Consider the following 13,832-nt stretch of genomic DNA (forward strand, 5'->3'; position numbering starts at 1 on the left):
ACAGACATTATTACCACAAGATCGGGCCAGTTACGCGCCGGGAGAGGGTAAAATCATCAAGACTTATCTTCTTCTTCAGCATAAAAAAGCTCCCGTGATCGCCACAGGAGCTCCCTTCATCTTTTTGCAGACCATATGAGCCGCTGCTTCACGCTGAATTGCTTATTGCATCCCCTGCATAATGGCATTGATAATGCCTTGCTGGGTGACGGTATTGTTGTAACGGTTGAACAGGGCGAAGCCGTGCTGGCCGTTATAGCCATTGTCCCAATAGACGGGCACAGCCTTGTACTTCTTGGCGGTTGCAGTTACAGCTTTGGCATAGGCGGCGCGGTAGATATTATTGCTTGAATCGTAGGATGATTTGTCAATGGAACCGAATTCTCCGATCACCACCGGGTAGCCTTGGGTCGTGAATTTGTTGTACATGGATTGGAGCTGCGAGTTCAGGTAATCCTCCTGTCCCCAGGTGGATTTCTTGGCAGGGTTCGTCGCTGACGCTCCCCACTGCGTGATATTCCCCGATTCTTCACCGGCAAAATCCCAAGGGGAATAGTAGTGGGCGGAGATCATGATTCTTTTTTCCGAGCTGGGTATGGTAGAGGATCTGTAGGTGTCAGTTGGGAGTGCGAAGCCGTAATTCCCCGCCGTATAGTCGATATTCGTATTCCAGCCCGGAATCAGCAGCCATCTGGCGCTATTGTTGCCGCCTGTCTGTCTGACCGTATCCACGAAGATCTGATTATAAGCATTGAGGTTGGCGTAGTACGCCGGATTCGGGTTGTTGTAGCTGCCATCGAACACCTCATTCATCGACTCCAAAATCAGCCGCTCGCCATAACTGACGAACTTATTCGCGATCTGCTGCCAGACCTTCTGATACTTCTGCTTAATGGCCGTCTGGTTGCCGCTGTTCACCAGGAGCCAGCTGCCCTGAACGGAATTGAAGCCGTCCCCGTGAATATTAATGACGACATACAAGCCTTCATTGTAGGCGTAATCCACGACTGCCTTCACACGGTCCAACCATGCCGAGTTGATCGTATAGCCGGGAGCGCTCCCGATATAATTCAGGTAGGAGACCGGGATACGGATGGTTTTGAAGCCTGCTGCTTTGACCTTCTGGATCAACTGCGGCGTAATGGTCGGGTTATTCCAGGCGGTCTCACTGGGGATCCCGTTCACCGAAGCTTCAAGCGAGTTGCCCAGATTCCATCCGGCCCCCATCTCGCTGACGATCTGCGAAGCCTGCAACGATCTGAAGTCCGAAGTCAGCGCGGCTGACGCCTCTGCCGCAGATGCGCGGGAACCCGTGCTGCCGAGCAAGGTGGAAGCTAGTAATACTAGTGCTAGGCTGTAGACTCCGCATTTTTTTATTTTAGATAACATAGTTGAACCTCCTCTTATAGTAATTGCGTCACACGAAAACGGTTACAAGTTTATTCATTGACGATGAATGGCTTGGATTGCATTCTAACGATCAGGCAAGACAGAAGCATCGCTATGGAAATTCCGAACATCAAAATGTATCCATTATAAAACAGAGTATTTGTATATTGATTAATCCAGCCGAAACGAAAGACTACGGAATCTTTATCATTTGTGAAGCCGTTTAAGTTTTGTTCTAATGCACTGATTGTGTTTAGTTCACCAAATATCATGAGCACTAAAGTGACGATTGCCAGAGATGGAATAACCATCGTTGTAATTGTTGGGGGCAGCTTTCTTAAATATTCAATAGATTTCACAACCAAATGTATCAGGAAAATGGCAAACAATATCAGGCTAAGAATCAAAACTACTATTCCGGGATTCCCGTTACCTGATGTCCCTTTTCCAACTCTATACTTAATAGTGGAAATATCGACCGCAAAAATACAAAGTACATTTAACGCCAGCAGTATTATTGTTGACCAATACCTTCTTCTCAAATGAACACCTCCGGTATAATTACCTAGCGGAGAATGGGTCAACAACTACGGCTGAGGGCGCTTAAGGCTCCATCCCCCACACCAGCTGCCCGTTCACATATCCCGTAACCTGCTCATGATCGGCGAACTGGGTATTGCTGGCGTTAAAAGAATAGTCATTGGCCTGATTGTAGTTGGACCAGTTTACCTTAGCGAAGCGGGTCTGGATCTCGGCACTCTGGCCGGGATTCAAGGTTCCCGCAGCGCTGGTGAAGCCAATCTCCAGAGCATAATCAGCACCGGCGGCCGGGGTGTCCAGCTTCACAAATGTACCAGTTACGTTAGCGCCTCCGATGCTGGCCCAGTCGGTCCAGAAGCTCTGCTGCTGCTCGCCGTCAATCGTGTAGTAATACCGGAGCTTCACATCGCTGAGCTGGACCGGTGCATTCCCGGTGTTGATTACTTTGAACTTGGGTGCGATTCCATTGGTCGAAGCACCGGTGCTGCCGTTGTAGGCCTGGATGGTCAAGTCACCCGAAGGCAGCGGAACGCTGCTATCCTCTACGTTCACAGTAAGCACAACCTCTGCTCCGCCGCTAAAATGAAAAGCGATCGCATGCTGACCGAGCGGCAGCGTGGAGAGATAAGCTTTTTTCAGAACAACCGCAGTGTCAGTGGCCGTGTAATCCTGGCTGGAGACAAGGCTGTAACTGCCTCTCTTCAGGCTTGTCAGCTGATGCCCCTGTAAGGTAAGCCCTACAGAAATATCCTGTGCAAGATTCGCCGCCCGGTCAAACACCGCATGGTTTGGTGAGATGGCAGCGCCTGGCGTTGTATCGATGACTTTTACTTTTAACACGGGATCTTGGCCCTGATTGAAATCCAGAACGATCGAATGCTCGCCAACAGGAAGCGTTGCCAGGAACGCCTTAGTGAGCAGCAGTGTGTTCCCGCTTACGGTATAATCCTCGTTCTCAGTCAAAATGGCGGTACCGGATCGAAGAGCCGTTAACGTGTTGCCGTTCAGGTTCATGGTGACGGTCTGGTCGGTCTGATGAGCCGGAGCTTTGTCAAATTCGACCATGGATGGTGTAATGGTTGCGCTTGGATGAGGATTATTGCCCTTCAGATCAGGCAGCTCGTCCAGCGTAATGACATAATCACTCTGGTACAGGGTGGTCAGCGTAGCCGGATAATTGTAGGCCGTACTCATCAGATGCTCACCGTACCATGGGAGGAAGTAGAGCCAGCCTGCTTTTTCATCGGTCAGATTCTGCACACTGGGAACGGTGTCGTTCTCGGTCATGGCTACCATCTTCTTACCGCCAGTGAGATCCACCAGCTGATAAAAGGTCGAGCTAATCGCATCCTCATTCGGCACGCCGGACAGTCCGTCATAGCGGTTGTAGATGGTGTTGTATTTATCGTAGCCGACAATATCCACCTGATCATCCCCTGGATACCAGGCCGGAGAAGTGCTGTACACATAACTGTTATAGGTCCAGATCAGATTGTGCAGGCCGTAGGTCTCCGTAAGCTCGGTATAGAGCTGATCCCAGAGCTGCTTGTACACCTCCGCACCTGCCGAAGCCCACCAGAACCAAGCGCCTTCCCCATTTAGCCCGCCGTTGCCTTCTGCCTCATGGTAAGGACGGAAGATTACGGGAACATTGTTGTCCTGCAGAATCTGCAGTTGCTCCGCCAGATCCTCGATCGCCAGTTGCAAGTATTGGTACTCTTTGGTCCCTGGAATCACAGCATTAGCGGTATTGAAATTGGTCTCGGTCGGCTTGTAGGTGGCTTCCTTCCAATCGACAAACTCCCCAAGCTGATAGGCGGTGAAGTTACGGGGAACGGTAAGATGCCAGCTATTGGTCGCAATCCCGCCCTTGTTATTCACCCAGTCGATCATGCGGGCGGTAGTGCTGTCCTCCCAGCCATACAGCGGATTATAGTTCATGAGGTCGAACCCGCGGACTGCCGGATATTTGCCGGTCAGGTTGTGAATCCAGTCGAATTCCAGCTCGGAGTTGCCATCATTCCCTCCGCCGTAGATCTCCTGCTGGCCCGAGAGCATGTGCTTCCCGTACACCTCCGTCAAATAATTCATCAGGAGCTGCGTTTCGGGCGTGGCCTGAGCGTCAGAGAGAACGGGCTGCACAATCAGGGGGTCCAGGTTCGCATGATCCACCGTTAAGGCGTCGAAATAAGCGAATCCCCAGCCTGCTTTGACCTGAATGGTATTGCTGCCTTGATTCAGCTTGTGATAGCCGAAGTTGAAATCCTTCCATGTAGTGGTGTAGGGCAGCATATACGAACCCTTCGCAGCACCGTTAACGATTAATGCCTGCTGTCTGCCATCCGGGCTCAGCTCCTGCATATACCGGGTCGAGATCGTATACATGCCGGTTGCCGGGACAGTTACGGTGTAGGTTAGCGTACCGGAGTTCTGCATCCAGACAAAACCGCTTCCCGAATAGCCTGGCTTCGGTGTTCCGTAAATCTGGGTCGTCACTTGCAAATCCGGGGTGAGCTGGGCATTCTCGCTTTCGATGGTGATCAGTGCGGGGTCAGCGTGGGCGGTTCGCAGCGGTGCCGTCAAGCCTCCAAGCAGCAGTGTGCAAGCGAGCAGCATGGTTCCTGTTCTTTTGAGCCATTTCTTCATTTTCTTCCTTCCTCCCCATGAACAAAATGGTAAAACCTTGGTTAACCTATCAGATCATGGTTGCGCTTTCATAGCAAAGATAGCATGTATCCCATAATTTGTAAATACAAATTAGCAAGTGTGCTCAACGGGATGAATTGCAGGAGGAATGGAAGGTTAAGTTCATCGTGCGGTGAGAGAATGGGGAGGGAATCTAGTGGAAAAAGTACAACTAATCGAGCGTCCATGGCGTACTTGGGGGTAGCAGTTGGATTAACAACACTTAATTTGTCCAGATTCAGCGGATTTCATAGAATACGTGGAACTAAGTGCCTTTTTTCCAACTGCTTCTTGAAAAGGGAGCGGTTCGGCCGAAACAAGTGCTCTTTATCCAACTGCTATGTTCTCTAGTGTGTCGGTTGCAGGGAGGGCAGCTCTCCGACAGCTCTCCGCGATTCTAACGAAAGCTTGTCCTACCAGAATCAGCCCTCCCCTGCTCATGGTGCAAAAACCTCCGGGTTATCGCTCCGCCAAGCGCCGATGCAGCCGATTAGGCAGGCGATATAGGTTCGTAGCACTCTACCTTCCCTGCTATACTCGTATTCTAATGCGATGTTTATGCCCTCGCCCCGCCAGGCGATAATGCGGCCGGAAAATCCGGGCCATTCACATTCTTCATCCAGCTGCGGAGGGCCATAGGCCGCGATCGCTTCCTCAGGCGAAGAGTTCATCGTAATGTCCTCAGGTAAAATGACGGGATAAGGCACTTCGTTCTGCTTGCCCGAACCAGGGGGAAGGAAGTGAATAGCGCCGATGATCCAATCATCGGGCTTCGTATACTGTAGTCCGGTCAGCTCATTGATTTTGGGTATACGGTAGAGATCCATCCTTAGAGATGCTTTGGCGCACGAGATCATGGTATCGTTGAAATAGCTCTTCGCCGCCGGCATGCGCTTAACGCCATAGGGCTTAAGCACGGCTTGGACTCTCTTGGGATCATACGGCTGGCCCAGCATGCCGATAAGCTGAACGGGCGGCTCTTCCACCCTATCCACATCCACATTCATATTCATATTCATATTCATGTCCTCCTCTTCACCTGGCTTGTACTCTGGTAACCCGTTCCCATTATAGCAAATAACGCACTCCCCTACATATCTCAAGAAGTGCGTTAACGTTTCATTTTCTGTTCTTTAACACTCAGCATCCGGTGGACAGTTACTTGGCATTCTGGAACTTCAGGCCGTCGGCATTCAGCTCGAAGCCGTACTCTTTGCCTAATCCCTGAAGCTCACTCTCATTCACAGCCGTGATTTCTTTGATCGTATTGTCCTTGTCTCTGATGACTCTGAAATCCGCCGAGCCGTTCCCGTCATAATAGAATTTGTTGAACTTGCCTTCATGCTTGAGATCCTGGTCCAGGAACAGGCGGATAGGCTTGCCGTTGTAAGAGAATCTGTCCTGGGCTTTGTCGTACGTTAGTCCATAGGTCATGTAATCCTTCAGTGCCTCATAGTTGAAATCGGTCACCGCCGCTCCATCCTCCGAGGAGGCTGCCGCTACCGCCGAATCACCCCCGCTGTTGTCGTCACTCTCCAGTGCGTTCATTTCCGCAGAATTTACGGTATTAGCACTGCTTACCGCATCGCTAGACTGCTCTGCGAACGCGGACACCGCTCCGGCGATCAGAATGAGTGAAATGGCAGCCGTCAACATCGTCAATTTTTGTAATTTCATGATCGACACGATCCTTTCCTTGGTCGCATTTTTACTGAAGCCTGTATACAGGGGCGTGAACCCCCTCTGTTGCTCCGCCACCTCCAAGAGACATAACGCATAATCCGCCTTGTGCTCTGCACCCAGCTTACGGATGACTCTGGCATCACAGACCATCTCCAGCTCCCGGTTCAGATAGAAGACCATCAGCCAGACCAGCGGATTGAACCAGTGCAGGCACAGGGCCACGGAGGCAGCCAGCTTCCACACTGTATCGAAATACCGGATATGCATATATTCATGGGTGAGAATATACTCCATGGCCGGTGCATTACCGGTATTCAGGGTCGTGGGCAGAATAATCTTCGGACGCCAGATTCCGCACGTAACCGGCGTATCCATCCGGTCAAATGTCAAGATGGTAAGCTTGCGCCGCAAGGGATGCCGGGCACGCCAGGCCTCGATCACAGGCTCCTGCCTCTGCAGAGGCAGTGCTGTCCGCAGCTCTCTCTTGCTTCTGTAGAAGATCACCGCAAGGGTCATAAGCAGCAGCGCAGCGCCGCCAAGCCATATGGCACCGAGAAGCTCCGGCTTCAGAAACGGCTGCTCCGGCTCCCCGCCCGTAAAGGCTGTGAACGCTATATCCCGGGCGAACATGCCTGTGTGCAGGGCAGAACGTTCCGGCAACTGAACTACGGCTGCTGTGTGCGTGTTAACCTGATTAATTGCAGCAGCAACCTCAACCTGTGGCGATAACTGCGGAAGAACCGGCACAGAACCCGGAATCAGCAGTCTGGCGATGACAATGCCCCACAAGACCAGAAAGAGCTGTCTGGGTAATTTGTGCAGGGTCACAGAGCGCAGCGCGATCACAAGCACGATCAGCACGCTTGCTGAAATACTCATCTGTAAGATATCCATCATCCCTCGCCTCAGCGCAAGCTTTCCACGATTTGCCTCAGCTTGTCGATATCCGCTTTGCTGAGGTTCTTCTCATTGAGAAATGCCGAAAAAAACATCTCCGCCGAACCGCCATACATTTTGTTAATCAGCTCTTTGGTCTCATACGTCTGCACCTGCTCCTTGGCAATCAGGGGAGTGCAGACAAACCCTGGGTCTGTCCGCTCTACAGCATCCTTGGCAATCAGCTTCTTGATCACTGTATAGGTCGTGTTTCTGTTCCAGCCAGTCTCCTGATTCAGAATGGCAGCCAGATCCCCTGCGGGCAGCTTGCCTTCCCTCCATAGAATCTCCATGACCTTCAGCTCGGAATCATACAGCTTAATCTCCATGCACCAGCCTCCCTTCGTTTGACTACTGCAGTAGTCATATCCCAATACTACTCCAGTAGTCACCTAATGTCAATTATATCCTTTTACTACTTGTTTATTCCATGTCATTAAGCATACAAATAGCTCTGGGCCGTATACATCTGATAATATTTCCCCCGCCGGTTCATCAGTTCTGTGTGCGAGCCCGCTTCACAGATCTCCCCCTGGTCAAAAACATAGATAATATCACAGAGCCGCGTCACTCCCAGACGGTGTGAGATCATTATGGTCGTCTTGTTCTCACACAACGCCGAGAATTCTTCGTAGATCTGCGTCTCCACCTTGGGGTCCAGGCTGGCTGTCGGCTCGTCCATGATCAGAATCTCGCTGTCTGCCCTGCTCAGCGCCCTGGCAATCGCCAGCCGCTGCCATTGTCCGCCCGACAGCTCCAGATCATTGTTCTCCAGCTGGCCTAGCTGGGTATCCAGGCCTTGGGGCAGATGATCGATGAAGGCATCCATATTAAAGATATGCAAGGACCGCTTCTGGAACGCTTGTCCGAAATTCCCCGCCCGGATATTATCCGCGACCGAGAACTGGTATTTAATGAAATTCTGAAATACACAGACCGTCTTCCTCCTGAACGGTTCAATGACATCAGCGAGCGGGTCTCCTCCGATTAATACTTCGCCTGAAGTCGGCTTGTACAGGCCGAGCAGCATATGAATGAAGGTTGTTTTACCGCTGCCGTTTTCGCCCACTAAGGCAATTTTCTCGCCTTTATGGATGGTTAGTTCAATATTTTTCAGTGTAAGGTTCCCGCTGCCCGGGTATTTGAAATCCACCTGCTTGAACTGAATAGTTGATGCATCTGCAAGCGTCTTATGACCGCCACCGGCATCCTCAGGAAGATCCAGGAAATTCAGCATATCTTCCATATATAGTGTGTAATTGTTCATGGAACTGATTTTAATCACCATACTGCTCAGAGCGCCTGTTATGGCCTGCATCGCAGTAACCACCAGCATAACATCGCCTATACTCATTCGATTATCTATAACGCCTAGACAAGTAATGAGCAGACAGATACCCAGTGCAATGTTCCGCAATAGATCGACAAGCGCTCCGCCCAGTGTATAATGCAGCAGCAGCTTGAACTTCTCTCTCCATACCTCGCTTCGGATCTCTTCCGTGCGGTCATTGAAATAATCAATCAATCCGAACATACGGATCTCCTTGGCATATCTTCTGCTTGTCAGCACATCGTACATATAGTTCAACCGCCGCAGCGGCTTGCTCTGTTCAACTGCCTGGAAGTAGCTCCGCTTGCCCTGTGCATTCATCAGCAGCAGATAAGGAATGGTGGCAAGCACCGCAATTACGGGGAAATACCATTTAATATTCAACAGCAGCACTACAAAGGAGAACATGGAGAAGACGGGGAGCACGACAGATAATGAGTTGTTGACGTAAGCCAGAATCCCCTTGTTCACATTGGACTGGACCCGCTCCAGCAGATCATAGACGGCAGGGTTCTCCAGCTCTTCCATATCAATAACAGACAGCTTCTTGTTCACCTGTCTGATGAATTCACGGTTAATGTTATACTTCAGGCGATTATTAACATGCGCAGTAATATGCTCTATCCCTTCCAGTGCAATCTTCAGCACGGTATATCCAGCGATAAGGATCAGCAGCTTGTGCGTTACGGCAGATGCGGACTGGACGATAGCGAGGCCATCGATCAGGAGCTTATAGAGCCAGGCTCCAAGCGGGGCCAGCCATGCGCTGAGCGCCATAAGCGCCAGTGACAGGTACAGATCTTTGGTGCAGAACAGCTTAATGATCAGCTTGAGGTTACGGACATGAACCAGCATTTTCGTTGTCATATGACCTGATCTCCCGTATCATACCATTTGGCCTGATTCCTGAAGAAGCTGCAATATTCCCCCTTCAGCTGCATCAGCTCAGCATGGGTGCCTGCTTCCACGATCTCCCCCTGCTTCATAAATACGATTCTGTCGGCGAGCTTGGCAATTCCGATCCGGTGGGAGATGAGCACAACACTTTTGCCGCGAAAATATTTGCCGATATTGCGGAACTGCTGAATCTCCGACAACGCATCCAGGGAAGCAGACGGTTCATCGAAGATAATAAAATCGGCCTCGGGCATGAACGCCCGGCTGATCGCTACCTTCTGCCACTGGCCTTCCGACATCTCGATTCCGTCCGCATCGAACTTTTTGCCCAGAATCGTGTCCAGTCCTTTGGGATATTGCTGGATGACCTGGTGAATCTGGCCTTTCACCGTTGCTTCTGTGACTCTATCGTTGTCGTTGATACTCGCTACATCGCCAAGACCGACATTATCCCGGACCGAGAATTCGAATTTGGCATAATCCTGAAAAGCTGCGGTCGATGTCTTACAGTAACTGTGGACTCTGCCTTCCGTCGGCTTCAGCAGACCGGCCATAATTTTGGCCAGAGTGCTCTTGCCGCTGCCGTTCTCACCGACAAGGACAATGCTCTCCCCTCTGCCGATGTGCAGATTAATATTCTTCAAGACTGCGGGGGAATTACCGTATGAGTAAGAGACATCGTGCAGCTCCATCGCCATCCTGTTTCTGGTTAAGACCGAAGAAGTCTGGTGAGGAGTCTCTGCTGCTTGTGTCTCCGGTGTAATCAAATCTCTGAATTCCTTGATGTAGATGGTATTCTTGCGGGCTTCGGAGAAGAACTCGGCGAAGGAATTGACCCCCTCGATGATCTGACCCTGCCCCTGAGTTAACACGATCAGCTGATCCAGGCTCAGCGTTGTCAATGCCACAGCATAACACATGAACAGCAGGGTGCTGTTCTCCAGGCCCAGCATCAGCCCCGACCATACACAGCCAATCACCGTCCATTTCAGGCTGAAGGCCATATTCAGGTCTCTGATCTCATCGAATTTGGAGAGCCGCTTCGACTCCAGCCACTCATAAATCTGAAAGCTCCTAATCTCCTTCTGGTTGCTCCGGTCTTGCATGAGACGGCTTAAATAGTTCAGCTTGCGGTCCTCATGCTCCTGCCGCTTCATCACAGCAATATGTTCCTCCGTGTTGCGCTTCACAAAATAGTTATAGAGCAGCCCCAGCACAATAAAAGCGACCACATACAGAACCCCCAGCCTGGCAATAATCCATACAGACATGCAGAAGCCGGCAATGGACCCGAGGAAATGGAATACATCGTTAACGGCATTCGTGAGTTTGTACCATAAAGTGTCCTTCGCCCGCTCAATTTGCAGCAGATAATCCGCCTGATCCAGCTTGTCTAAATCTGCTTTGGCAATAGCGGTGAACATCTGTCTTTGCAGCAGTGCACCGACCTTATTCTCCAGCAATTCTATGAACAGCAGCGAAAAGGAGTATTGAATATTCTTCAAGGAGTACACGAGGATATAGGCAATAATGAGGATGGCAATAGACATCACCCCGGACGGATGCCCCAGGCTGACGATGATCCGCCCAATCAGAAGCAGCTCCAAGGGCTGCAGGGCGTACATTAAAATATAGAGCAGGAGGATGGATACCATGGTTGCCGGCTGTTGTCTGAAAAAGATGGACAGAACCCATTTATATTCCTTCAAGCGCTCCCCCTCCCTTTCTTAGAAAAGAACATGATTATAGGAAATAACCATGTTCTTGTCGGGTCATATGGAACTTATTAAGTATGCCGCGGATCAGGGTTTACCAGTTTCCGCATTTAAAGTTTTTCTTACAGGAGTAGCTTCCGCAGTTAAATGTTTTCGGACAGCTGAAACCATTCGTACAAGCTGCAGGAGTGATCATTGAATCTGTGCTTGCTTTTTCAATCATAGGTCTGATATAGCTCATGTTCTCACCTCCCTTCAAGTCTGCTGTCTGCGGGATTACTGCGGCACTAAGGCCTTTCTGTTCTTCTTCAGCTCAGAGACATAATATTTCGTTCTTACCTTGCAGCAGCCGTCCGTATCCTGAATTGAGCCTCCATTGGCTACAGCGAGCGCCACGCACCCCTTGCCGCAAGTCCCATTCCATATACAGCTCTGGCATTGGTTCATATAATTCTGTCCCACCTGCATGAACTTGACGAGGTTCACGATTTGCTGAGACTCAAGCATGGAGGACAGGCTGGTCTCATTCACATTACCGATCGCATACTGGACATCCGTGAATAATTGGCACAGGAACACATTACCGGATGAATCAATTCTCGGTGTTAACGGAATCCGATCTGCGTCTTCGGTCACTCCACTTAACAACGGGCAGGCTCCTGTAAAATCATCGGGCAGTGTGATCTTAACACCGCTGTTCATGAGCTCCACCACCTCCGGATGCCGCTCCAGACGTTCCACCAGTGCGGACTTCTCCAGAATGTCCAGGTATAAATTGTTTCGGTTGTCTTCACTCCGGCCCAGGTTACTGAGGCTCGCAATCTCAGCCTGGGGAATCTCAAGCTCAGCAACCATCTTCAGCAGAGGAACGATGTCATCCTTATTGAAGCCTGTAAGCACGCTGCGGATCAGAATCCGTTCGCTCATACCGGCATCGATTAGATGCTTCAGGCCACGCATCGTCTGGTTGAAGCTGCCGCGTCCGCATAACTGATCATGAATCTCCGCTCGCGAACCATTCACACTCAGCTGTATGGCCACTTTGCAGGCAGCGAATTTCTCAGCAACCTCCCGGGTGATATAAGTGCCGTTCGTGATCACCAGCACCATACCGAACTGCTTCTTCTGCAGCGCCTCCATGAAATCCCAGAACAAAGGATGCGAAGTCGGTTCTCCCCCGGAGATGGTAATGCTTGTATCGGGATGATCCGGCAGATCATTAATGATGCTCATGAAGGTAGGCATATCAATCTGATCCTGCAGAACGCCGGATTCGTTATAGCAATGCAGGCAGCGCAGGTTACAGTTTGAAGTGATCTCCAGATAACAACCGCCTAATCTAAAGCTCTTGGCTGGGGATAACAATTCCACACTAGCACCTCATTTCCTTATTTTCACGAAACCTCTCTGCTCCAGCTCTTCAAATGCACCAATACAGTCTGTAATAATATCGCTTAACTCAAGCTGGTCCTTCTCCAGATACTGGTCATGGAGCATACCGGCAACCTCGGATACCGTTCGTCCATTGCAGTGTTCCCACAAATACTTGGCGGTCTGATTCAAGAAGAACATCTCATGATTACGGTCCATCACCAGTGATTCTTCACCAAGATCCTCATGGATCACATTAACTTTGGACAATAACGTGCTTGCGTTCATTCACTCACATCCTTACGGGAAATTACAGATTGTTGTTGCTTGATACCACGGTATAACGTGATTTGTTTCACATTTGAATCTATCAATGATCTCTTGCATCTCTTCTGAATTCAATATAACGCATCCTTTCACTTTATGGAACATTATGTATGTTAATGGTATAATAAGGCATGCAAACGCATTCCCTGATCCATTTTACTGCCAATCTATGAGGAATGAAGCCACTTAAAAGGAGAGATAGAATTGTTTCATGTAGGCGTGTGCGATGATGATGCCAAGGTTCTAGACAAGGTGAAGCAATACTTCAAGCTGCTGTCGTTGTCGACTAACTATTCATTTGATGTCCACTGCTTCTCTTCCGGCGAACAGCTGCTGCAGCATTACAAGGCCATGCAGGGAGAATACACCTATCACCTGTTGATTCTGGATGTCGAAATGGCCGGAATCAGCGGAATTGAGACCGCCCAGGTGATCCGCTCTTTGCCCGACCGCGATGTGCAAATTATCTTCCTGAGCAGCTATCCTGAGTACATTATGGACAGCTTTGACGTTCAGACCTTCCAATATCTGCTCAAGCCGGTCCCTTATGAATTATTCCAAGACAAAATACTTAAGCTGTGCAGCTATATTCATTCCAGCCCGAACCGCTTCTTCACCATTAAGGTAGAAGATGATCAGGTAGTGCTGCGGCGGCCCGATATTATTGCCATTGTCAAAATCAAGCATTCCCTCGCCCAAAATAAGCTGAAGCTCATCACTGTCTCCCGGGAATACCTCATCAATGGCACCTTGCAGAGCTATTCGGACAAGCTGGGCAATCCGTTCCTGCTGATTCACCGTTCCATTATTGTCAATCTGGAGCATGTCCGCAGATTCAATGCGAACTCTGTGGTCATGTCCAGTGATGAAGAATATCCGATTGGACGTTCCCAGTCGAAGGCCTTCAAGGATGTCTATGCGGGGTATGTGCTGGAAGAAATTCAAGGGAGAGGATAACG

General features: G+C 50.1%; 11 protein-coding genes. 1 reads left to right on the top strand and 10 read right to left on the bottom strand.

The genetic code is table 11. From position 1 onward, the window contains the following. Window positions 1-162: 162 nt before the first annotated feature. From NYE26_RS17975 to NYE26_RS18020, 10 genes are all read right to left on the bottom strand, one after another. Window positions 163-1,389 carry a glycoside hydrolase family 5 protein gene (locus NYE26_RS17975; protein ID WP_339249143.1) on the bottom strand — a complete coding sequence of 409 codons (1,227 nt, stop codon included), beginning with the start codon at window positions 1,387-1,389 and terminating at the stop codon, window positions 163-165. A gap of 50 nt (window positions 1,390-1,439) precedes the next feature. Further along, complete coding sequence (locus NYE26_RS17980; RefSeq protein ID WP_339249144.1) at window positions 1,440-1,931, bottom strand: hypothetical protein; 492 nt, start codon at window positions 1,929-1,931, stop codon at window positions 1,440-1,442. A 61-nt stretch (window positions 1,932-1,992) separates the two neighbouring features. After that, entirely contained in the window at window positions 1,993-4,575 is a 2,583-nt protein-coding gene (locus tag NYE26_RS17985; protein WP_339249145.1) for a glycosyl hydrolase, read from the bottom strand. Between the two features lie 476 nt (window positions 4,576-5,051). Next, window positions 5,052-5,633, bottom strand: coding sequence for a hypothetical protein (locus NYE26_RS17990; RefSeq protein ID WP_339249146.1), 582 nt, complete (start codon window positions 5,631-5,633; stop codon window positions 5,052-5,054). 139 nt (window positions 5,634-5,772) lie between these two features. Then, complete coding sequence (locus NYE26_RS17995; RefSeq protein WP_339249147.1) at window positions 5,773-7,176, bottom strand: M56 family metallopeptidase; 1,404 nt, start codon at window positions 7,174-7,176, stop codon at window positions 5,773-5,775. Between the two features lie 26 nt (window positions 7,177-7,202). Then, on the bottom strand, window positions 7,203-7,562 hold the full coding sequence (locus tag NYE26_RS18000; protein WP_209869561.1) for a BlaI/MecI/CopY family transcriptional regulator: 360 nt from the start codon (window positions 7,560-7,562) through the stop codon (window positions 7,203-7,205). Window positions 7,563-7,669: 107 nt separating this feature from the next. After that, on the bottom strand, window positions 7,670-9,430 hold the full coding sequence (locus tag NYE26_RS18005) for an ABC transporter ATP-binding protein (protein ID WP_339249149.1): 1,761 nt from the start codon (window positions 9,428-9,430) through the stop codon (window positions 7,670-7,672). Further along, entirely contained in the window at window positions 9,427-11,169 is a 1,743-nt protein-coding gene (locus NYE26_RS18010) for an ABC transporter ATP-binding protein (protein WP_339249150.1), read from the bottom strand. The genes NYE26_RS18005 and NYE26_RS18010 overlap by 4 nt, the downstream gene beginning before the upstream one ends. Window positions 11,170-11,451: 282 nt before the next feature. Next, window positions 11,452-12,546: a radical SAM protein gene (locus NYE26_RS18015; protein WP_339249151.1), complete on the bottom strand. Its 1,095-nt coding sequence runs from the start codon at window positions 12,544-12,546 to the stop codon at window positions 11,452-11,454. 9 nt (window positions 12,547-12,555) lie between these two features. Then, the gene (locus NYE26_RS18020; RefSeq protein WP_339249153.1) at window positions 12,556-12,834 is read right to left on the bottom strand and encodes a PqqD family protein; all 279 of its coding nucleotides are present in this window, start codon (window positions 12,832-12,834) and stop codon (window positions 12,556-12,558) included. A gap of 243 nt (window positions 12,835-13,077) precedes the next feature. Between NYE26_RS18020 and NYE26_RS18025 the strand changes: the two genes are divergently transcribed. After that, window positions 13,078-13,830, top strand: coding sequence for a response regulator transcription factor (locus tag NYE26_RS18025; RefSeq protein WP_339249154.1), 753 nt, complete (start codon window positions 13,078-13,080; stop codon window positions 13,828-13,830). Window positions 13,831-13,832: the final 2 nt, after the last annotated feature.

The organism is Paenibacillus sp. FSL P2-0136, assembly GCF_037975325.1.
Taxonomy (GTDB): Bacteria; Bacillota; Bacilli; order Paenibacillales; family Paenibacillaceae; genus Paenibacillus_AQ; species Paenibacillus_AQ silagei.